Annotated in this window: 23 protein-coding genes; 10 read left to right on the forward strand and 13 right to left on the reverse strand. The window is 55.6% G+C overall.

The window, feature by feature from the left end; genetic code table 11:
* The first annotated feature begins 98 nt into the window (after window positions 1–98).
* From ACWWD9_RS01245 to ACWWD9_RS01255, 3 genes are all read left to right on the forward strand, one after another.
* Entirely contained in the window at window positions 99–827 is a 729-nt protein-coding gene (locus ACWWD9_RS01245; RefSeq protein WP_013443363.1) for a Crp/Fnr family transcriptional regulator, read from the forward strand.
* 143 nt (window positions 828–970) lie between these two features.
* Window positions 971–2278, forward strand: a complete 1308-nt coding sequence (locus ACWWD9_RS01250) for a diguanylate cyclase domain-containing protein (protein WP_455867469.1) — start codon at window positions 971–973, stop codon at window positions 2276–2278.
* Window positions 2279–2472: 194 nt separating this feature from the next.
* Entirely contained in the window at window positions 2473–3171 is a 699-nt protein-coding gene (locus ACWWD9_RS01255; RefSeq protein WP_455867470.1) for a Crp/Fnr family transcriptional regulator, read from the forward strand.
* Window positions 3172–3202: 31 nt separating this feature from the next.
* On the opposite strand, the gene ACWWD9_RS01260 is transcribed toward ACWWD9_RS01255, so the two are convergent.
* The 8 genes from ACWWD9_RS01260 to ACWWD9_RS01295 form a co-directional block, all read right to left on the reverse strand.
* Window positions 3203–3412, reverse strand: a complete 210-nt coding sequence (locus ACWWD9_RS01260; protein WP_455867471.1) for a hypothetical protein — start codon at window positions 3410–3412, stop codon at window positions 3203–3205.
* 8 nt (window positions 3413–3420) lie between these two features.
* Window positions 3421–3777 carry a YqjK family protein gene (locus ACWWD9_RS01265; protein ID WP_455867472.1) on the reverse strand — a complete coding sequence of 119 codons (357 nt, stop codon included), beginning with the start codon at window positions 3775–3777 and terminating at the stop codon, window positions 3421–3423.
* Window positions 3774–4166 (reverse strand): phage holin family protein, encoded by a 393-nt coding sequence (locus tag ACWWD9_RS01270; RefSeq protein WP_013443358.1) that lies wholly within the window; start codon window positions 4164–4166, stop codon window positions 3774–3776. Before ACWWD9_RS01270 ends, ACWWD9_RS01265 begins: the two co-directional genes overlap by 4 nt.
* A 3-nt stretch (window positions 4167–4169) precedes the next feature.
* On the reverse strand, window positions 4170–4490 hold the full coding sequence (locus ACWWD9_RS01275) for a DUF883 family protein (protein ID WP_015831120.1): 321 nt from the start codon (window positions 4488–4490) through the stop codon (window positions 4170–4172).
* 30 nt (window positions 4491–4520) lie between these two features.
* Window positions 4521–4712, reverse strand: coding sequence for a hypothetical protein (locus tag ACWWD9_RS01280; protein WP_159354854.1), 192 nt, complete (start codon window positions 4710–4712; stop codon window positions 4521–4523).
* 30 nt (window positions 4713–4742) lie between these two features.
* The gene (locus tag ACWWD9_RS01285; RefSeq protein ID WP_455867473.1) at window positions 4743–5060 is read right to left on the reverse strand and encodes a BON domain-containing protein; all 318 of its coding nucleotides are present in this window, start codon (window positions 5058–5060) and stop codon (window positions 4743–4745) included.
* Between the two features lie 345 nt (window positions 5061–5405).
* Entirely contained in the window at window positions 5406–6011 is a 606-nt protein-coding gene (locus ACWWD9_RS01290) for a DUF1294 domain-containing protein (RefSeq protein WP_455867474.1), read from the reverse strand.
* A 162-nt stretch (window positions 6012–6173) separates the two neighbouring features.
* A complete protein-coding gene (locus ACWWD9_RS01295; RefSeq protein ID WP_455867475.1) occupies window positions 6174–6620 on the reverse strand; it encodes a hypothetical protein in 447 nt (148 codons plus the stop codon).
* 309 nt (window positions 6621–6929) lie between these two features.
* Here ACWWD9_RS01295 and ACWWD9_RS01300 point away from each other — a divergent pair, with 309 nt between their 5' ends.
* A complete protein-coding gene (locus ACWWD9_RS01300) occupies window positions 6930–7922 on the forward strand; it encodes an alpha/beta fold hydrolase (protein ID WP_455867476.1) in 993 nt (330 codons plus the stop codon).
* 149 nt (window positions 7923–8071) lie between these two features.
* On the opposite strand, the gene ACWWD9_RS01305 is transcribed toward ACWWD9_RS01300, so the two are convergent.
* Window positions 8072–8950: a LysR family transcriptional regulator gene (locus ACWWD9_RS01305; RefSeq protein ID WP_041370223.1), complete on the reverse strand. Its 879-nt coding sequence runs from the start codon at window positions 8948–8950 to the stop codon at window positions 8072–8074.
* Window positions 8951–9101: 151 nt separating this feature from the next.
* Between ACWWD9_RS01305 and ACWWD9_RS01310 the strand changes: the two genes are divergently transcribed.
* On the forward strand, window positions 9102–10031 hold the full coding sequence (locus tag ACWWD9_RS01310; RefSeq protein ID WP_455867477.1) for a pyridoxamine 5'-phosphate oxidase family protein: 930 nt from the start codon (window positions 9102–9104) through the stop codon (window positions 10029–10031).
* A gap of 31 nt (window positions 10032–10062) precedes the next feature.
* On the opposite strand, the gene ACWWD9_RS01315 is transcribed toward ACWWD9_RS01310, so the two are convergent.
* A complete protein-coding gene (locus ACWWD9_RS01315; RefSeq protein ID WP_202943913.1) occupies window positions 10063–10788 on the reverse strand; it encodes an AraC family transcriptional regulator in 726 nt (241 codons plus the stop codon).
* Between the two features lie 143 nt (window positions 10789–10931).
* Here ACWWD9_RS01315 and ACWWD9_RS01320 point away from each other — a divergent pair, with 143 nt between their 5' ends.
* Window positions 10932–11813 carry a DMT family transporter gene (locus tag ACWWD9_RS01320; RefSeq protein ID WP_159354858.1) on the forward strand — a complete coding sequence of 294 codons (882 nt, stop codon included), beginning with the start codon at window positions 10932–10934 and terminating at the stop codon, window positions 11811–11813.
* 49 nt (window positions 11814–11862) lie between these two features.
* Here the strand turns inward: ACWWD9_RS01320 and ACWWD9_RS01325 are convergent, their stop codons facing one another.
* Both ACWWD9_RS01325 and ACWWD9_RS01330 read right to left on the reverse strand, forming a co-directional pair.
* On the reverse strand, window positions 11863–12633 hold the full coding sequence (locus tag ACWWD9_RS01325; RefSeq protein WP_455867478.1) for an alpha/beta hydrolase family protein: 771 nt from the start codon (window positions 12631–12633) through the stop codon (window positions 11863–11865).
* A gap of 69 nt (window positions 12634–12702) precedes the next feature.
* Entirely contained in the window at window positions 12703–13236 is a 534-nt protein-coding gene (locus ACWWD9_RS01330; protein WP_455867479.1) for a carboxymuconolactone decarboxylase family protein, read from the reverse strand.
* A 63-nt stretch (window positions 13237–13299) separates the two neighbouring features.
* Between ACWWD9_RS01330 and ACWWD9_RS01335 the strand changes: the two genes are divergently transcribed.
* Both ACWWD9_RS01335 and ACWWD9_RS01340 read left to right on the forward strand, forming a co-directional pair.
* Window positions 13300–14160: a cupin domain-containing protein gene (locus ACWWD9_RS01335; protein WP_455867480.1), complete on the forward strand. Its 861-nt coding sequence runs from the start codon at window positions 13300–13302 to the stop codon at window positions 14158–14160.
* Between the two features lie 204 nt (window positions 14161–14364).
* Entirely contained in the window at window positions 14365–16035 is a 1671-nt protein-coding gene (locus ACWWD9_RS01340; protein ID WP_455867481.1) for a DUF4153 domain-containing protein, read from the forward strand.
* 75 nt (window positions 16036–16110) lie between these two features.
* Here ACWWD9_RS01340 and ACWWD9_RS01345 read toward each other — a convergent pair whose 3' ends face one another.
* Entirely contained in the window at window positions 16111–16863 is a 753-nt protein-coding gene (locus ACWWD9_RS01345) for a GntR family transcriptional regulator (RefSeq protein ID WP_015831108.1), read from the reverse strand.
* Between the two features lie 169 nt (window positions 16864–17032).
* Between ACWWD9_RS01345 and ACWWD9_RS01350 the strand changes: the two genes are divergently transcribed.
* A complete protein-coding gene (locus ACWWD9_RS01350; protein WP_455867482.1) occupies window positions 17033–17863 on the forward strand; it encodes an ABC transporter ATP-binding protein in 831 nt (276 codons plus the stop codon).
* A gap of 30 nt (window positions 17864–17893) precedes the next feature.
* Window positions 17894–18901: an ABC transporter substrate-binding protein gene (locus ACWWD9_RS01355; RefSeq protein WP_455867483.1), complete on the forward strand. Its 1008-nt coding sequence runs from the start codon at window positions 17894–17896 to the stop codon at window positions 18899–18901.
* The last annotated feature ends 1 nt before the right edge of the window (window position 18902 follow it).

Raw genomic sequence — 18902 nt, forward strand, 5'->3', positions numbered from 1 at the left:
GTACGGTAGCGTACATATCAGTGCTATTGTCTTGAACTAAAGTAGAGGCTAAACATAGCCTTGTCTAACAAGGCGCTGCATCTCAGAAAGGGGAGCCTATGTCTATACAGCACACCCCACACCAGAACCATTTGCTAGATGCCCTGCCAGCCCCCGAGCTTGCCCGTCTTCAACCTCATCTCGAGCTGGTGAAAATGCCACTGGGCCTGGCCCTGTACGAATCCGGAGGGCAGCTTCACCATGTTTATTTCCCGACCACCGCCATTGTGTCGCTGCTCTATGTGATGGCCGATGGCGCCTCTGCTGAGATTGCGGTGGTGGGTAACGAGGGCATATTGGGTATTGCGCTGTTCATGGGAGGCGAAACCACGCCCAGCCGCGCGGTTGTACAGAGTGAAGGTTATGGTTACCGGCTCAAGGCGCAGTTGCTCAAGGATGAATTCAACCGCGCCGGACCGGTCATGCGCCTGCTGCTGCGCTATACCCAGGCCTTGATTACCCAGATGGCGCAAACCGCCGTTTGCAACCGGCACCACTCGGTGGAAAAGCAGCTCTGCCGCTGGCTATTGCTCAGTCTGGATCGGCTGCCAGGCAACGAATTGAGCATGACGCAGGAGTTGATCGCCAACATGCTGGGCGTACGCCGCGAGGGCGTGACCGAGGCCGCGGGCAAACTGCAGCGCGATGGCCTGATCGAATACAGCCGTGGGCATATCATGGTGCTGGACCGTCCCGGCCTGGAGACGCGGGTTTGCGAGTGCTATCAGGTGGTCAAGACCGAATTTGACCGCTTGCTGCCTTCGCTGCACAACTCGGTGATTGATTAGCCTTCCCGGAACTACTTTGCGCCAATGTTCGCAAGGGCACGGTGCAGCCTCTGCAAGTGGAATAGGCTGATAGCAGCCAGGCATCACAGGATGCTATCGCCCCCGTGGCGCCAAGGCTTCCATCCGCCTTTTCAGGAGCTGCCATGGTGCTGCCAAGACAAATACTGTTGATTACCGATAAGGCCAGGGACGGACATCAGCTAAAAACAGTATTTGGCCGCGTGCGCGTGCATCCTTTCAAACTCACCTGGGTGCGTCGCCTGGCGCGGGCAATGCGTTTCCTCAAGACAAAAGAAGTGGATTCCATTATCGTGGACCTGGGCTTGCCAGACAGCGAGGGCATACCCACCTTTGAGGTCTTGTTTGCGGTGGCGCCCTACACGCCGATCATCACCTTGCAGACAGAAGATACCGCTGCAGCGGCGGCCCTGATAAAGGCGGCCTCTGAACGAGGCGCGCAGGGGTATTTGACGCATGCTCACTTCACCCCGGACCAGATTATCCAGACCGTGGAAAATGTGCTGCAGCGCAGTGTGTTTGAGCGCTTTATGCAGCAGGAAAAAGTGCGGGCAGAAATAGCCCTCAACTCGATCAGCGATGCCGTGATCTGCACCGATATGCAAGGCCAAGTGAATTACCTCAATCTCGCGGCTGAATCCCTCACCGGCTGGTCGCGGCAAGAGGCCAATGGCTTGCCCATCGTCAAGGTCTTTCAGCTGATTAACGGCGTCACCCGCCTGCATGACCAGAACCCGGTACACCGCGTGCTGACGCAGGACATAACGCAAGGGCTCAATCCGGATACGATATTGATACGCCGGGATGGCAGCGAAGTGGCGATCGAAGATTCCATCTCGCCGATTCACGATGGCAGCGGCAAGCTCACCGGCGCCGTGATTGTCTTTCATGATGTGAGTGCGGCGCGTGCCATGGCGAGCAAAATGGCGCATCTGGCGCAGCATGATTACCTGACCAATCTTCCCAATCGCATGTTGCTGAATGACCGGCTGTCGCAGGCCATCACTCTGGCCGAGCGTGGCACCAGTCAGCTGGCCGTGCTGTTCATGGATCTGGACAACTTCAAGCAGATCAACGATACCCTGGGCCATGTGGTGGGGGATGCGATTTTGCAGTCGGTGGCCAAACGCCTGATCGAGCTGGTCCGCAAGTCAGATACCGTGAGCCGGCAAGGCGGCGACGAATTTCTGATGCTGGTGGACGAAAGCAAACATGGCGAGGATGCCGCGTTGATTGCCAGCAAGATACTACGCGCCCTGGAAAAGCCCCACGCCATTGGCGGCAAGGAGTTGCATCTGACCGCCAGCATCGGCATCAGTCTGTATCCGCACGATGGCCGTGATGCCCAGACCCTGATCAATCATGCCGATAGCGCCATGTACGAGGCAAAAAAGCAGGGACGCAACAATTTCAAGTTTTTCAGGGGGTGTTAACGCATCGCCATCCCATCAGCGCATACTTGGTCTTCAAGCGGCGTGCGGGGTATGCGTGGTATCGCACAGATATTGCCCGGCTGATTCGTTAGCTTGAAGACATCGCGCTATTCCTTGCCATTGCCGAGCCCGTCTGGTGATGTCTGTTGCCCATGTGTACGTTTCTCTGCAAGGTGCTTCCCCAGATGCTTCATATGTCTACGTCCCCTTTTAATTGTCTGCTGGAGGCGTTGCCGCTTCCCGAACGACTCAGTTTTATCAGCACATGTGATTCGGTCGAGCTGGGCTTGACCCAGGTACTCAACCAGCCGGATGACACCGTTGAATATGTGTATTTCCCCCTGACCTGCATGGTGGCCCTGACCCTCAATCTGGAAGAGGGTGAGGGCATGGAGGTCGCCCTGATCGGCAATGAGGGCATGGTCGGCGCTTCCCTGATACTGGGCGTGGCGCAGAGTCCGTTCGGCGCCACGGTGCAAGGCCATGGCCTTGCCTTGCGCAGTTCAGCGCCACTGTTTCTGGAAGAGCTGGAGCGCCATCCGCAATTGCAGGAGCTGGTGAAACGCTATGTGCATGTCTCCTGCCAGCAGTTTGCGCAGATTGCCATATGCAACCGCTATCATGTGGTGGAGAAGCGCCTGGCACGCCTGCTGTTGATGACGCGGGACCGCATGCATTCGGAGGATTTTTACATCACCCACGAATTGCTGGCGAAGATGCTGGGCGTGCGGCGCGTAGGCGTTACCAAGGCTGCGGGCGCCTTGCATACCCAGCATTTGATCAGCTATCGCCGCGGGGTGGTAAGGATAGATGATGCCGCCGGGCTGGAAGCGGCGGCATGCAGTTGCTACGAGACGGATAAAGCAGTCTACGCCCGCTTGCTGGTGTGCTAGCAGGCGGCGGCCGATAGCCGCGCTGGTTCATTCAGGAAGGCAACAGTCCGGAGGTGGTCATGCTGTGTTTGACCAGCTGCAAGGAGTTTTTCAGCCTGGCATGCAGCGATGCCACGGCCGGGTCTTTTTCATTGGCCGTCAAGGCAATTGCCGACTCTGCCTCGGCCACCGCCTGATTAAAGGCATGCATGAGTGCCTGGGTATTTGCATCACAACTGAACTCTGGGCCGACGTGAGACATGATGACTCCTAGGGTGGGTTAATCACAAATGGGGTATGCATTTCAGCGGGTCGGTTATCCATGTCGGTGCTTGCCGTGGCCAATGAACGCAAGGCCCGCCATTGCTGGTAATAGCGCCATAAATGAAATATCCGGTAATACCAGTGACTGGAGGGGCTGCGTTGCCACCGTAGCAGTAGCCATAGCCCGGCCCCCAGTAAAAAGGCATGGTGGTGCATGAACTTGAATATGTGCAAGCCATGGTCCAGTCTTGCCAGCCTGGCTTGCCATACCTCGGCGTGCAGGGCGATCAGCGTGCGCTGTTGCGCAGATTGCTGCAACAGCTGGGCGCGCCGCCTTGCCAGAGCTTGCATGCGGGTACTCACGGCGGCGTTTTCATGGCTTGAATATCCTTGCCCAGCTCATCCATGCTGGTGGAAAACAGCTGAGGCTTGTGCCTGATTTTATGCAGTGCCAGCAGCCCAAGCAGCACGGCCATGGTAATAAACCCCGCGCTCAGGATCGCCAGCACGCGCAAGGGATAGGTATTCCAGAAGAAGGCGATCAGCAGTATGCATGCCAGAATCACGCCGATACCCAGGCAAAACAGCAGCGCCAGCGTGGTGACCAGCAAAGAAAAAAAGTGCAGCCGCTCCTCTTCTATATCCACCCGCAGCAGTGCCAGGCGGGTATAAAGGATGGCGAGCAGGGCCCCGCTCAGGGCCGTAAGCGAACCCAGTACGCCAGGACTGGCAGTGGCTGCATCGTTGGCCATGGGCTAAGGCGCCCGACGCCCAATTAACCAGCCAATGGCAACACCCACCGCCGCGCCTATGCCGATGGCTTCCCATGGGTTTTCATGCACATATTCATCGGTGGCTTTGGCGGCTTCGCGGGTTTTGGCGATGATGGCGGTCTGTGCTTCGGCCATATTGGCCTTGACCACGCCCAGCGATTTTTCCACCTTGTCGCGAATCTGCGCAAGCTGCTCACCGCCCTGGTTGGCCGTGGCCTTAAGCAATGCCTCGGCATCCGCCACGGCGACTTGAAAATCCGCAATCAATTGTTCGCGGCTGTTTGTTGTCTTGATGTCATCCATATGGTGCTCCTTGAGGGGTGGGGTGGGTATTTATGCCGTGTGGGCCATGCGGTAGGCATGCCATTTCAACGTTAGCCGCGGGCGCCAGATATGGATGCTGCGTTCCGTGAGAATGCCAAGCGCAATCACAGGCAGCAGATAAATCAGGCCGCCCATGGTGACCGACGCCCCCATGGCCAGCAGACACAGGGCAACTAAAACAAATGCAAAGGCTTCCAGCATGATGGTTCCTTTAAAGTGGATGCTTAACGACTATTTGGCTTTGAGCCGCATATCATTTTTTACCGACTTGACACCACTGACGCGCCCTGCCACGGCAATCGCCTTGTTGATGTCTTCCTGTGAATTAACAAAACCGCTCAGCTGCACCACACCCTTGAAAGTTTCGACATTGATCTCAGCCGATTTCAGGGTGGGCTCGTTGAAAATGGCTGCCTTCACCTTGGTGGTGATGACGCTGTCATCCATGTATTCGCCCGTGCCTTCTTTTTTGGAAGTGGATGCGCAGCCGACAGAGGTGATCAGTGCCAATGCCATGCTGAAGGCGACGATCAGTTTTAGTGCTTTCATGGGGTATTCCTTGTGTGATGGGTAAAGTGGGGTTGAAATATGGGAGGTGTGCTCAATAGCTCTTGCCATGGATGGCATCTCTGCAGTGCACGTCCTAATGGCCGTGGTGCCCAGGCGTGTTGCTCATGGAGCGTGATATTTTTTGTGGTTTGGCAGCCGCGACTGCGAATGTCAGTCTCAAGGCAGCCACACATGGCAGAAAGGAGCGTTTACCGAGGTGAAAGGGGGCTTGCTCTCAGTGCTTAACCCAGATTAGGGTTTCAGGCAGGTTTGGTCTGTGCGCAACTACACATAGCACGTTAATTTTGTTATGGAGGCCTGCTGCGCGTCCGGCCAGCTTGTAATTCAATGCCCCAGTGACTGCAGCACGCTGGCACCTGCGGGCGACAATGCCCACAGCAACACGCCACTATTGATCAGCACCGTTGCCCAGAAGATGATCAGAAACGAGCGCTTGGCGGTTTTGTGCCGGAATAGCCGTTGCCCGGCGATCGCCCCCGGCCAGCCACCCAGCAGCGCCAGCAGGTGCAATGTGTTTTCAGCTGTCCGCTGGCGATGATGTCGGGCTGCAGACTTGTCGATGGCATACGCCCCAAACGTGACGACACTCGCCGCCAGATAGAGCCCCAGTAAAGTGGCAGACAGCTGCCCAGCCCAGACCGCCCCTGCCACGCCGCAAAGAAAGATAAAGGCAAACAGTGGCAGTACAGGGCTGCGTTGGGATGAGGCAGGCGCTGGCCTATGACCCACAAACGCCACTTTCAACGCATGTGGGCGCCCTTTGGCATCCAGCGTGCGCTCATAGGTAACCAGCTCATCGCCCTCTGGGCGCCGCTTGCGATGGCTAAATGCGCTGATATGCAGAAAGACCGGATCACCCCCGCCATTTGGGGTAATGAAACCAAAGCCCTGCTTATCTTTCCATGTGGTAATTCGACCTTGATATCGCATCGATTCAGGTATCTTCAGCAAGGGAATGTGAGAAACGGTCTGGCGATGCTACATCAGCCGAGCCCGCCATCAAAATCGTGCGGTGAGCATCACCCAAAAACAAAACGCCCGACGAACATCATCGGGCGTTTTTTTACTGCCTGGCGACTAGTTAGTCAGACTTTAGTACAGAAACCAGTTAGTGACTTTGTTGTTTTTATCAAAGTCGATGGACAGGTTATCACCCTTGACGGCGGTATTGCCAGAGGATTTATCCATGACCTTGTTCAGCTTGCCGGAAGCTGAGGAAGCATCCTTGGCGCTGTTCAACGCAGAGTCGGCAGAGACGACGCCCGGTACTGAACCAGGGGCAGCACTCACCAGATCGGAAAGGGCATACAAAGCACCATGCTTTTTGTAGTTCCAGCTGGTTCTGCTGCTAGAGCTTTGCGACGACTTGTCAGGTACGCCATATAACGCTTTTACTTCTTCCTGCGTGGTTTTGCCAACGACGATATGTGCGTTAACGTAAGCGGCAGTAAACTTATCTTCGCCACCACCCAATGCCCCCGGGCCCCCCGCGCATGCTGTTGTCAGCATGGCCGCGAGGATGATTATGAATTTCTTCACGTTGCTTCCCTTTTATATTAAGAATGATTCTTAACTATACCAAAAAGGTTAAGGCTGGACATTGGGTGGGTGTCATTATTTGTTATGTGAGAATGTACATATCGTATGGGCGACGCATGAGTCAGATGCATGCCGTTTGATCTATGAGTCCCAGGAGTGATGGCAGAATAGTATAAAAATCAGCCTGTTATTTCCTGGCGAAGCGTATTGTTTCTTGGCGTGCAATGGTGAATTTCTCCGTGCGGCGATTCTAATCAAGAGGTATCTGGGCAAAACTGGAAGCGTCTAAAACAAACCAAAGGAATGAAGATGCTTCGCTACCTCCGTATTGCCAAACTGACTATCGCCCTGGGCTTAGTTGCTACTGCCACTGCGATTCCCCTTTCATTGCAGGCGGCTCCAACGGTTTCCAGCCAAGGGTCCGCTGCCACCAAGGCTGTTTCCTATCACACGGTGGATATTGACGGTGTGAAGGTGTTTTATCGGGAAGCCGGCCCTGCAAACGCGCCGGTGGTATTGCTTTTGCATGGCTTTCCCAGCTCCTCGCACATGTTCCGCAACCTGATTCCACAACTTGCCGAGCGCTATCATGTGATAGCGCCCGATTATCCCGGCTATGGCCAAAGTGATCAGCCCGCCATGGATAAATTTACCTACAGTTTTGATAACCTGGCGATGGTGATTGATAAATTGACCATCAGGCTTGGTCTGGGCAAATTTGCCATCTATGTACAGGATTACGGTGCCCCTGTGGGTTATCGCATAGCGAGTGCTCATCCGGAGAAGATCAGCGCTATTGTTGTGCAGAACGGAAATGCCTATGAAGAAGGCATAGACAACCAGTTCTGGGTACCTGTGAAGGATTACTGGAAGAACAAATCGGAAGCGAATGCGGCCAAACTGCGGCCGATTCTGGAGCTGGCTGCCACCAAATGGCAATACACCGAAGGCTTCCGCAATCCTGCGGCGAATGTAAGTCCGGATGCCTGGATGATGGATCAGGCGTATATGGATCGTCCTGGCAACAAGGATATTCAGCTGGAACTGTTCTATAGCTACGGCACTAACCCGCCGCACTATGCTGAGTGGCAGGCTTATTTCCGCCGATATCAGCCTCCGATGCTGATTGTGTGGGGCAAAAACGATAAGATTTTCCCGGCTGCGGGCGCTACCCCTTACTTGAGGGATTTGCCGAACGCCGAATTACATCTGCTGGATACCGGGCACTTTGCCTTGGAGGAGGATGGCGATGAGATTGCCAGACTGATGCGCGACTTCCTGGACCGCAATGTGCAACCTTGATGTTGGCTAAACCTTCAACGTGGTTCGTATGGAAAGCCACTGGCCTGAGACTCGTGCAGGCCAGTGGCTTTTTTAATTTCAGGGGATGTGTCTGAATCCTGATTGCGCTTATGCCAGCGCCAGCCGCTTCTGACGTACCACTGAGGGAGCTAAAGATGGGGATGCGCGCGCAGGCGCTCGACCATGAGGTCGATGAAAGCCCTCACCTTGGAGGAGCCATATTTTTCTTCACGATGCACCACATGTACCGGCCAGGGGGACTCTTCAAAGGTCTCAAGCAGCAGGCGCAAGCTGTCGCGCTCGACTTCGCTGCGTACCTGGTAAGACAGCAGCCGCGTGATGCCAAGCCCACCAATCGCGGCTGACAGGGCTGCGTCGTTGCTGGTGACTACCAGTCGCGGATTTATCTGCACCAGTTCTGGTTCATCGCCGCCTTCAAAACGCCACTCGACGCGGGGTGAAAGCGCATTGGAAACGATCATGGAATGCTGCAGGAGATCGGCCGGGATTTGTGGCGTGCCATGGGCTTCCAGATACGCAGGCGATGCACACAGCACGCGGCGCACCTGCCCGACCTTGACGGCCCGTAACGAGGAATCGGGCAAGTTGCCGATGCGGATTGCAACATCCATGCCTTCCTCGACCAGATTGGTCACCCGGTCTACAAAATTCGCATTGACCTTCACCAGGGGGTAGCGCTGCATGTATTCAATGATGGTGGGCATGACAAACATGCGCCCGAACAGCACCGGGGCCGTGACCGATAGCGTGCCGCGCGGCTCGGCATTGATGCCCGAGGCCGCCTCGTTGGCTTCGGCGATACTTTGCAGTATGGCCCGCGCGTCATCGTAATAGCGGAGGCCAGCATCGGTGAAGCGCACATTGCGCGTGGTGCGTTGCACCAGCTGTACGCCCAGTTGCTCTTCCAGTGCGCCTACGGCTCGGGTGACCGCTGCGGGCGATATATCCAGCTGGCGGGAGGCGGCGGCAAATCCGCCTTGTTCTCCAACGGCTACCAGTACGCGCATCAGGTGAATGTGGTCGATGATCGTTACTCCAGGCGAAATAATGAATTGCGGGCAGAGCTGATTCTATCAGGGGCATTATTTCCTAGAATGGCCTCATCAACAACGGCGTAGGCGATAAAGCCGGAGGCCGTGTTTCCATGAGGAGAATGCCATGCAAACCAGATTCCATTTTCATGCCGGGGAGCGCGCCGTACAGAGGCATGCTGGCCAGGCGTTTATTGCCGATAGAAATGCAGCGATGATTGCAGACACCATACTGGGCGGCGCTCGTCCCTTTATCGAGAAGCAGTTTATGGTCGTGCTGAGCAGTATCGCTTCCGATGGCGCGGTGTGGTCTTCCGTGCTGTATGCCGAGCCTGGGTTTGCCAGGGCCGAGGGCGATGCCGCCCTTGCCCTGCATATTCCTGTGGATGAGCGGGATATGTCTGACCCATTCTGGACCAATATCGACCACCACCCTGCCGTCGGTCTGCTCTTTATCGAACTTGGCTCGCGCCGTCGCTACCGTATTAACGGCATGATTCAGCGCATGCACGATCAAGGGATCGTCATTGGCGTGAACGAAGCCTATCCCAATTGCCCGAAATACATACAGCGTCGCCATCTGCAGCAATTCGAGAAGGCGGCCGCCCCGCATGAAGTTTTGGTCGGCACGCAGTTGCAGGCAAATATTGCAGCCTTGGTGCGTAACGCGGACACCATGTTTGTGGCCACCCATTATGCCGACACAGGGGCGGATGCCTCGCATCGTGGCGGCAATCCAGGCTTTGTGCAGATCATCAACGACAGCACCCTGCGCATCCCGGATTACCACGGCAATAGCATGTTCAATACCTTGGGCAATATGGAGATCGATGCACGCACTGGAGTATGCATTCCTGACTTTGCCGGGCAGCAGCTATTGCAGCTCAGCGGAAAATCCCGTCTGTTATGGGATCAGGACGATCCCCATAATCTGAGCGGTGGCACCGGGCGCTTCTGGGAGTTCGACATAGCGCAGTGGATATTGCGCAAGGTACCGCAGCATCTGGAATGGGAGTATCTCGACGCTTCTCCATTCAATTTGCCGGTAGAGGCCTGACGCCAGGTCAATATGTCGAGTCCATGGCCAGCTAGCGATAAAACATGGAGGGCGATACTCCAAAGTGCCGTTTAAACAGGGCGGCATAGGCACTTTGGCTGGTATAACCATGTTCCAGCGCGACCTGGATAATAGAGGCTCCCTCAGCAAGCCGCTCTAGCGAGCGCAATAGTCTTGCTAGCTGTCGCCACTGCGCAAAGGTAATGCCCGTGCTGCTACGGAACCGCCGGTGAAATGTGCGCACGCTCATGGCAAGCTTGCCCGACCATACGGCTATCTGTGTTTGATCATCGGGCGTGTCATAGATATGGTGACAAAGAGCAGCCAGCCTGGCATCGGTAGGCCAGGGAATATGAAATGGCAGCACGGGTAGCGCTTGCAACTCGTCCAGCAAGAAACGCATCAATCGGCCATTCCTGCTTTCCGTTTCATATTCCAGAGGCACCGAAGTGGCGGCCAGTATCAGCTCGCGCAACAGAGGCGAAACGGCCACTACCGCGTTACCTTGAGGCAATTCAGGGACGGCATCGGGATTTACAAACAAGGTGCGCATGCATACATCCCCGCGCATGCGGACCGTATGCTCAACATGGGCTTGCAGCCAGACGCCCCGGCTGGGCGGAACCACCCAGCGTCCGGTGCTGGTTTCAATAATCATCACCCCCTGAGTGGCATAGAGAAACTGCGCTCGCCGATGCGTGTGAGGCTGAATGAAATGGCGATCCGGATAGTCCTCTGCCATTGCGGTCACCGGCATCGTGGCATGTTCATAAGGAAGGTGTGAATCGACTGCCCGCATACGATTGTCACTTTCAAGATAATGCTTGGCATATTATCGTGAGACCGCCGCTGGTGCGAGCTTCATCATGCAAGTCCTTCTCGTTTGCATGGATGATTAAAATGAAACTCTGGATATACCCCCTGCTGACCATCATGCTGTGGGCTGGCAATGTGATTGTGTCGAAATTGGCCTCAGGGATCATTGCACCACCTGCTATTACCGCTTACCGCCTGCTGGTGGCGATCAGCCTGATGAGCTTGTTTGTCGCCCTGCCGGTATGGCGAAATCGCCGGATCATTATTCCTCTGCTGCCCAAGCTGGTGGTGCTGGGATTTTTGAGCATGGCGTTTTATCAATGCTTGTCATATTGGGCTGCAGATACTTCGACCGCCACCAGTATGGCGATCATCACGGCCATGACGCCACTGGCGACCTTGCTTGCAAGCAGCCTGCTGTTAAGGGATCCGCCTTCTGCCGAGATGTTGCTTGGGGCAGGGATAGCCTTTTTTGGCACCACATATCTCATCAGTGCTGGCTCCCCGTCGACCTTGTGGCATGGACACTGGCGTATGGGTGATCTGCTGATGCTGGGAGCAGTGACCAGCTATGCGGTATACAGCGTGCTTTTAAAGTACTGGAAGCTGCCTCTGCCGGCTTGGCAATCCACTTACATGCAGGCGCTATCCGCGCTGGTATTCATGGTTCCCATGCTGCTGCGTGTGCCGGCGGACCAGGCCCGGCTGAATGCACAATCAATTCCACTGATTTTGTATGCAGGCGTGCTGGCTTCGGTATTGCTGCCCTATTTCTGGATTAAGGGTATCGAAGCACTGGGACCCAATCGCTGCAGCATGATGATGAATCTGCTGCCCATCTTTACTGCAATATTGGCGATGCTGATGTTAAATGAACATCTTGCTGGTTATCACCTCATCGGTGGCGCGCTGGTTATCCTCGGCGTGATGTTGCCACAGCTGCGTCGATTCTGGTCCAGGGGGTAAACCTGAAGGCGCTGCATTCGAAGACCATCCAGGAATTGTCTCGTTGACATTACAGCGCGCCTTCAATATAACGCTTGCTCCACGCCGAGATCATCTCGGCGATAAATTCCGCATCCACTTTGTTTGTCACCAGGTGATCCGCCTCCCCCAGCGAGATAAAGCTCTTGGGGTGCGCGGCTGCCTGAAACAGGGCGGTGGCATGGCTGATGGGTACGGTCCTGTCACCGGGAGCATGCATGATCAGCAAGGGCTTATGCAGCCGCCCCACCTGTTGCAACACCTGCTGCGCCTGGACGTCATTCAGAAACTGTTTTCTGATATGAAATACACGCCCTTCCAGATTCACATCGGCGGCGCCTTCCCGTTCGATCACCTGCAGGCTGGGGGCGCCTATCAGCTCAAGCATATGGCGCGGATCGCTAGGCGAGCCTATGGTGACATAGCCCCTGGCCTCAGGCAGCCGCGATGACGCGGCGAGCACGGCGGTGCCGCCCAGGCTATGGCCAATAATCAGGTCAGGTGCCTTGTAATGAGCACGCAGCCAGTCGGCGGCATCCGCCACATCCTGGATGTTGGATGAGAAATTGGTGTCGGCAAACTCGCCTTCGCTGGCGCCAATGCCGGCAAAGTCAAAGCGCAATACGGCAAATCCCTGCGCGACGAGCCCTCTGGAGATGCGGCTGGCGGCCAACACATCCTTGCCGCAGGTAAAACAATGGGCAAACAGCACGGTAGCCCGATAAGCATCATCAGGGAGATCGAGCCGCGCAGCGAGTGAAATGCCACTACTGGCGGGTATTTGTATGGGGATGGTTTTCATGCTTTTCTCCTGCGCTTTTAGCCGACCGGACAGCGCCGGTCGGGTAATCAGGCGCATCGCGTTACATGCTCACAGTGGTACAACTGGAAAGTCGATATCTGTCGCCGCAATATGGTTGGTGTAATTGGTCAATGTATTCAGGGCCACATGCGCGAGGACCTCAATGATCAGCGCATCGCTCAGGCCTTCGGCCTTGGCGGCGTTGAATTCCTCATCGCTGAGCACGCCACGTTGCGCCACAACCTTGACCGCAAACCGGGCCAGCGCATCGTTCAAGGGCTCAGCCGAGCTGCCGTTTCTTGCATTCTTGATCGCCTCGGGGTTCAGACCTGCACCCTTGGCGAGCAGCGAGTGGGCGGAAAGGCAATATTGGCATTGATTGGTTTGCCCAATCGCCAGGGCCAATACCTCGCGCTGCGCCGCCGTCAGCTGGCCTTTGGTCAATGCGGTGGAAAATGCCAGGTAGGCATCCAGCACAGCGGGCGACTGAGCAAAGGTGGCGTAAAGATTGGGTACCATGCCGATCTTGGCCTTTACCGTATTGAATGTGGTTGCCAGTGGATCGGTGGCTTCGTTGCGGTTTACTGCGGGAATGCGTGCCATGATGAATCTCCTTTTGGGTAATGGTGGGTGCGCTTTGTGCGCTGGAGACATCATGCGATACTCATGAATACAATTGGTATCGACTATTTGACCGAAAGTATCGCCATGGATCAGCTCGCGCCTTTATTAAGGCAAATCACCTTTTCTGCCCAATCTTTTCACAGCGGCGAGCTATGCCAGCTGGTGGCGTTCGATGAAAACGCTGGCTACATACACATCGTTCGGTCCGGCAAGGTCACCATGACGGTGCGCAATGGCCCACCGCAATCCATCACCCAACCCAGCGTCATTTTCTTTCCCCGAACCTGTCCGCACGCGCTGGTGCCTGAGGGCGAAAACGCAGAGCTGCTCTGTGCCTATGTAGACTTGGGTGCCAAGGTTGGCAGCCCGCTTGCGCTCTCCCTGCCCGAGGCCATCGTGCTGCCCATGGACGACATGAGCCTGGTCAAACCCACCCTGGAGTTGCTATTCCGCGAAGCCTTGCAAGAGAGTTTTGGCCGGCAGGCAGCCCTCGACCGATTGATTGAATATTTCCTGATTCAGATGCTGCGGCACGTGCTGGCCATGGGCCAGCTGAATGGCGGCATCTTCGCCGCCCTGGCCGATTCCAGACTGAAACACGCCGTCAACGCCATGCACGAGCGCCCCGGTCACCCCTGGAGCCTGGATGAACTGGCTGATATCGCCGGCATGTCGCGCGCCCGCTTTGCCGTGAATTTTCGCGAGACCGTGGGGGTGACGCCGCTGGATTACCTCACCAACTGGCGCATGTCCGTCGCCCAGAGCATGCTGAAAAGCGGACGCCCCATCAAATCTGTCGCGGCTGCGGTGGGCTACCAGAGTCAGGCTGCGCTTGCCCGTGTGTTTGCCAAGCGTCTCGGGCAGGCGCCGACGGAGTGGTTGAAGCAGGTGGAGGTTTCCTGAAGCCAGGCAGGCTCTTCAACATGCGTTTGTTGCAGGCAAGTAAGCCTGCATTGGCCTTATCTCTGCGCCAGACCTATAATTTTGTTCAATCAACACGGACTTAAAAATTAAAAAATGAACCGGATATTGCTGCTGATAGGCGCCCTGCAGGGATGGGCATTGTGGGGATTGTGGAAAGCGCGGGAGGTGAAAGTCTGGCCTTCAATGGATCCCATAAGCGAGCGGATGCTGTTGTATGTGAGCCTCGCCTTGCCATTTGCCTATTACCTCTCCGAAAACCTCACCTTGCCAGACAATCGTCGACGGGCCGCCCTGCTACTGAGCATAGGGCTATTGTTCGCAGGGCTGGGCGCCTACAGTGGCTGGGCAGACTATACGCATATAGATGCCTTGGGAAGTGAATGGAATTTTCCACCCGCACGGCCTTCTGATTTGTTTGCTGCGGCGATACTGGGCTTCATCCTGATCCCTGTCATTGCTCATTACGAGGGCGGCCGGGCACGCTGGTCTTATCACGCGTTGTTTGAGACCGCCTGGCGCAATGGCTTGATGTTTTCCTATGCTGCCCTGCTGACGGGGGTATTCTGGGTGGTGCTGTTTGCGGGCTCCATGCTCATGAAAAGCATAGGGCTCAATTTTGTAGAGGATCTGATAAAGAAATCCATCTTCGCTATCCCGGTTACCGGTATTGCCTTTGCCGCCGCATGCGCGTTGACCTTGGCCAAGACGGATTGGATCATTACCCTGCGCCGTTTCTGCCTTTCGGTATTTGCCTGGTTGCTGCCACTGTTGCTGATGTTCAGCCTGATGTGGGTGATCGCCTTGCCGTTCACTGGCCTTGCGCCTTTGTTCAAAACGGGGAATGCCGCCTTTATCCTGCTCTGGTTTATTGCATTGTCGGTAGGCTTTGCCAACGCCGCTTATCAGGAGGGGAATGAGGCGCAACCCTATGGACGACGGCTGAGCCGATTAGTAGAGTTTGCCTGGTTAAGCCTCGTCGTGCTGGTGGTGATTGCCTGGCTGGCGATGAAGCAGCGTATTGCCCAATATGGCTGGACGGAGGATCGCGTCTGGGCAACCTTTATTCTGGTGCTTGCCACGGTGTATACCCTGGGCTATGCCTATTCACTGCGCCGCCGCCGCGGCTGGCTGGGCAATATCGGCAATACCAACATTGCAACGGCCCTGGTGATGGTTGCGGGGCTTGCGCTACTGTTGAGTCCGATTGCGGATGCCAGGCGCATCGCCGTTAAAAGCCAAATGAACCGCCTGCTGAATGGTTCTGCAAACAGCATCGACTATAGCTATTTGCGTTGGCAAGCGGGACGTTACGGGCTGGATGCCCTCAAAACACTGGCGGCGGGCATCGCGCACAAGGATAAAGCCCTTATTGCCACCAAGGCGAGCCAGGCACTGAAGCAGAAAGAACGCTATTCCGCTGCCGATGCTCAGAATACTATTACCCTGGAGCAGATGCGCCTGCGTTTCAGGGTATTGCCGCAAGGCGAAGTAGCGGATGACGCCTTGCTCAAGACAATCCAGACAGCGACACGCTGGAATGAGCAGCGTTGCTTGGAAACCAATGCACAATGCTTCATCTGGATGGTGGATATCAATGGAGATGGAGCAAAAGAAGCGGTAATCGTGCAGGAAAAACCCGCCCCGTGGGTGGGCGATGCTTATTTCTATCAGGCCTTGCCTTCAGGGCAATATCAGTATGCTGGCCAAGTTAATTTCCGCAAAGCCGGGGATGCTAAACGTGTTGATCAGGTGTTGAAAGATATCGCGCTAGGCAAGGCCAGGGTGATACCGCCTCGCTTCAATGATATCGAGATAAATGGTCAGCGTTTTAGCGTCATGGAAGAGCTGAAATGATGGTGGGCTCGCTGAGTGTGGCTAATCAAGCCCGGGCTTGGGGCATCGCAAGCAGGCTATCCGCGAGCGGCATTCTCATTTAAGCACGGGCTTGAAATAGCTGCTCATCACAAACTCATAATGCTGCGGCCGAATGTAGAACACCGAATGGTCGCAGCAGTCTTCATTGGATAAATACGAGAGCCGCCGCATGACCAGTAAAGGCATGCCGACGGTGATCTTGAGGCTATCGGCGAGCGGTTTGTCAGCGGCTTGAGCGCTGATGCCTATGTCGGCACGCACCACACGCAAGCCGGTGAGGGATTCAAGAATGGCGTAGGTGGGCTGCTGCTCGGTTTGCTCCCAGCTGAGGGTTTCCACTTCGACTGGCAAATAGCTTCTGCCGAGGGCAATCGGCTCGCCGTCGACCACATGCAGGCGTTCCAGCAGCAGGCTTCTTTCCATATTGACGCCCAGTGAGTTGCGCACATTGTCAGGCGTGTGGACGATATGGCGCGAGAGAATGCGCATCTCCGGTTTCAAACCCTGAATGACCAGCGACTCGTGAAAGCTGCGCAGGGTATCGAGCCCATGGCGTAGTTGTTTTCCGGCGACGAAGGTCCCTTTGCCCTGCTTGCGCTCGACTACATTTTCTTCCGTGAGTTTATCCAGCGCCAGTCTGACGGTGACGCGGCTAACGGAAAACCGCTGGCACAAGGCGGCCTCAGAGGGCAGCTTGCCAGAGGGGTCATACACGCCGCGGTTGATCTCCTCATGCAATAGCGATGCTATTTGCAAGTAAAGAGAGGCGGCATTCTCGCGCGCCAGGGTGGAAGATGACGGTTTCAATGTGTTAGTCCCAATTCACTTTGTCGATGATGACGGCAGCATGCAATCCCATTTTTCGCTACTGGAGACAGGGGCGGGATAATTACTTATAACAATATAAGTTTTTAATATTTTATTCATCTTGTATTAACTTGTATTATTCGGTTGAATTTTACAGGGTTGATCGTAGATGACAAATCACCACGGCCTCACCGGGGCCCATTCACAGGCTGTGCAACGCCCTGCGGCGGCCTTGTCCGTCGATAGTATCAATTTTTCCTATCCGAATGGGCATGAGGTTTTTCGCACGTTTTCCTTACACGCCAAACCGGGCGAGTTCATTGTGCTGCTGGGGCCTTCTGGTTGTGGCAAAACCACGCTGCTCAATCTGCTTTCCGGCTTTCAGAAACCGGCCTCGGGGACAATCACGATTAACGGTGCGCCAGTGCGTCCGGAAATGCCCGAGCTGGGCTATGTGTTCCAATCCCCGCAGCTCTTTCCCTGGCTGAGTGTGCTGGAAAACGTGCGCTTTGGCCTGCGCATGCAAAACCGCCTCAATGCCAAAGAGCAAACGGAAAAAGCGCTGCATTACCTCGCGCTGGTGGGGCTGGATCAGGCTGCCGACAAGCTGCCTTACCAGCTTTCAGGCGGCATGCAGCAGCGCGTGTCGCTCGCCCGTGCGCTGGCGCTTGAGCCTGCCTTGCTGTTGATGGATGAGCCATTTGCCGCGCTGGATGCGATTACCCGCAATAACCTCAATGAAGAGACCTTGCGTCTGTGGTCCGAGCTGGGCCAAACCGTGGTGTTCATTACCCATGATATCGACGAAGCCATCTTTCTGGCGGACCGGGTAGTGGTGCTGGAAATCGCGCCCGGCGGTATTCATAGCGAGCTGGCGATCGATATCCCGCGTCCGCGCACCAATCTCGACACGCGCAAACTTCCCCGTTTTGTTGAGTACCGCACCGCGCTGATGGAGGAAATCTCAGACGTGGTCCATGCCAATGTGAGTGTTCTTTAACTTCTTTTCCCGATTAGAAAATACCAAAAAATGATCAAGAAAACCGTGATTACCAGCCTGCTTACGCTCGCCGTATTATCTCTGTCCACCTTATCGGCCGCGGAGGAAAAACCCCTGCGCATAGGTTGGGTGTATGCCATGGCGAATGCGCCCGCCGTGATTGCAGAGAAAAAGGGCTTTTATGCGGCAGAAGGGCTGAATGTAGACAGTAAGCCGTTTACGGATGGTCCGCTGCTGCAACAAGCGGTGGCAGCCGGGGATCTGGATATAGCGTATGTGGGTTCGCCGCCGGTTTACCATTGGTTCTCGCGCGGTCTCAAGAGCAAAATCCTGGCGCAAGTGAATTACGGCCAGGCGGCCGTCATTGCCAACGCAAAAAGCCCGATCAACAGCGTGGCAGATCTGCGCAATAAAAAGCTGGCTGGTGTGGCCAAGGGCAGTGGCATGGATGTGCTGCTGCGCGGCTATGTGCTGAAAGAAAAGGCCAAGCTGGACCCCGATGAGGATCTCACTATCGTGGCGATGCCGCCCGGCAATATGAACGCCGTGCTGGAGCATGGTGACGTGGATGCGGCGTTCTCCTGGGAGCCGTTTGTCAGCCAATCCCTGTTGCGCGGTACCAGCAAGCTCATTCTGGATGTGAATAAAGACCTGCCGCAGTATCCCTGGTACGTGATTATCGGCGTTCCCAAAGTATTGCAAGACCGGCCAGACGACGTGGTGAAATTGCTGCGCGCACACCTCAAGGCGATTGCCTTTCTGCAGTCCCACCCGGAGGAATCGAATCAGATCATCGCAGAAGCATTCAAGCTGGAGCCAGTGCAGGGCGCGGATGGCAAGACCGTGAAGCCGGAAGATATTGTGAAAGAGGCGCGCAAGCGCATGGGCTGGTCCTCGCGCCTGGATGCGGCTGATCTGCAGTTTATCCAGCGGCTGATGGATTATTCCTCTTCCCTGGGTTTTATCAGCAAGCCGCTCAAGGTTGAGCAGGTGGTCGAGACTTCGTACCTGCAAAAGGCCGAGCAATCGTTGCGGTAAT

This window comes from Methylovorus sp. SPW-M1, from assembly GCF_053848825.1.

What these genes read in the sequence shown, in the direction of transcription:
- ACWWD9_RS01245 (WP_013443363.1), top strand. Translation starts at nt 99, where the DNA reads ATGTCTATACAGCACACCCCACACCAGAACCATTTGCTAGATGCCCTG.
- ACWWD9_RS01305 (WP_041370223.1), bottom strand. Translation starts at nt 8,950, where the DNA reads ATGCGCGTACTGGTAGCCGTTGGAGAACAAGGCGGATTTGCCGCCGCC.
- ACWWD9_RS01315 (WP_202943913.1), bottom strand. Translation starts at nt 10,788, where the DNA reads ATGCCGGTGACCGCAATGGCAGAGGACTATCCGGATCGCCATTTCATT.
- ACWWD9_RS01285 (WP_455867473.1), bottom strand. Translation starts at nt 5,060, where the DNA reads ATGAAAGCACTAAAACTGATCGTCGCCTTCAGCATGGCATTGGCACTG.
- ACWWD9_RS01320 (WP_159354858.1), top strand. Translation starts at nt 10,932, where the DNA reads ATGAAACTCTGGATATACCCCCTGCTGACCATCATGCTGTGGGCTGGC.
- ACWWD9_RS01275 (WP_015831120.1), bottom strand. Translation starts at nt 4,490, where the DNA reads ATGGATGACATCAAGACAACAAACAGCCGCGAACAATTGATTGCGGAT.
- ACWWD9_RS01340 (WP_455867481.1), top strand. Translation starts at nt 14,365, where the DNA reads ATGGATCCCATAAGCGAGCGGATGCTGTTGTATGTGAGCCTCGCCTTG.
- ACWWD9_RS01355 (WP_455867483.1), top strand. Translation starts at nt 17,894, where the DNA reads ATGATCAAGAAAACCGTGATTACCAGCCTGCTTACGCTCGCCGTATTA.
- ACWWD9_RS01260 (WP_455867471.1), bottom strand. Translation starts at nt 3,412, where the DNA reads ATGTCTCACGTCGGCCCAGAGTTCAGTTGTGATGCAAATACCCAGGCA.
- ACWWD9_RS01325 (WP_455867478.1), bottom strand. Translation starts at nt 12,633, where the DNA reads ATGAAAACCATCCCCATACAAATACCCGCCAGTAGTGGCATTTCACTC.
- ACWWD9_RS01270 (WP_013443358.1), bottom strand. Translation starts at nt 4,166, where the DNA reads ATGGCCAACGATGCAGCCACTGCCAGTCCTGGCGTACTGGGTTCGCTT.
- ACWWD9_RS01330 (WP_455867479.1), bottom strand. Translation starts at nt 13,236, where the DNA reads ATGGCACGCATTCCCGCAGTAAACCGCAACGAAGCCACCGATCCACTG.
- ACWWD9_RS01335 (WP_455867480.1), top strand. Translation starts at nt 13,300, where the DNA reads ATGAATACAATTGGTATCGACTATTTGACCGAAAGTATCGCCATGGAT.
- ACWWD9_RS01350 (WP_455867482.1), top strand. Translation starts at nt 17,033, where the DNA reads ATGACAAATCACCACGGCCTCACCGGGGCCCATTCACAGGCTGTGCAA.
- ACWWD9_RS01290 (WP_455867474.1), bottom strand. Translation starts at nt 6,011, where the DNA reads ATGCGATATCAAGGTCGAATTACCACATGGAAAGATAAGCAGGGCTTT.
- ACWWD9_RS01300 (WP_455867476.1), top strand. Translation starts at nt 6,930, where the DNA reads ATGCTTCGCTACCTCCGTATTGCCAAACTGACTATCGCCCTGGGCTTA.
- ACWWD9_RS01250 (WP_455867469.1), top strand. Translation starts at nt 971, where the DNA reads ATGGTGCTGCCAAGACAAATACTGTTGATTACCGATAAGGCCAGGGAC.
- ACWWD9_RS01280 (WP_159354854.1), bottom strand. Translation starts at nt 4,712, where the DNA reads ATGCTGGAAGCCTTTGCATTTGTTTTAGTTGCCCTGTGTCTGCTGGCC.
- ACWWD9_RS01255 (WP_455867470.1), top strand. Translation starts at nt 2,473, where the DNA reads ATGTCTACGTCCCCTTTTAATTGTCTGCTGGAGGCGTTGCCGCTTCCC.
- ACWWD9_RS01310 (WP_455867477.1), top strand. Translation starts at nt 9,102, where the DNA reads ATGCAAACCAGATTCCATTTTCATGCCGGGGAGCGCGCCGTACAGAGG.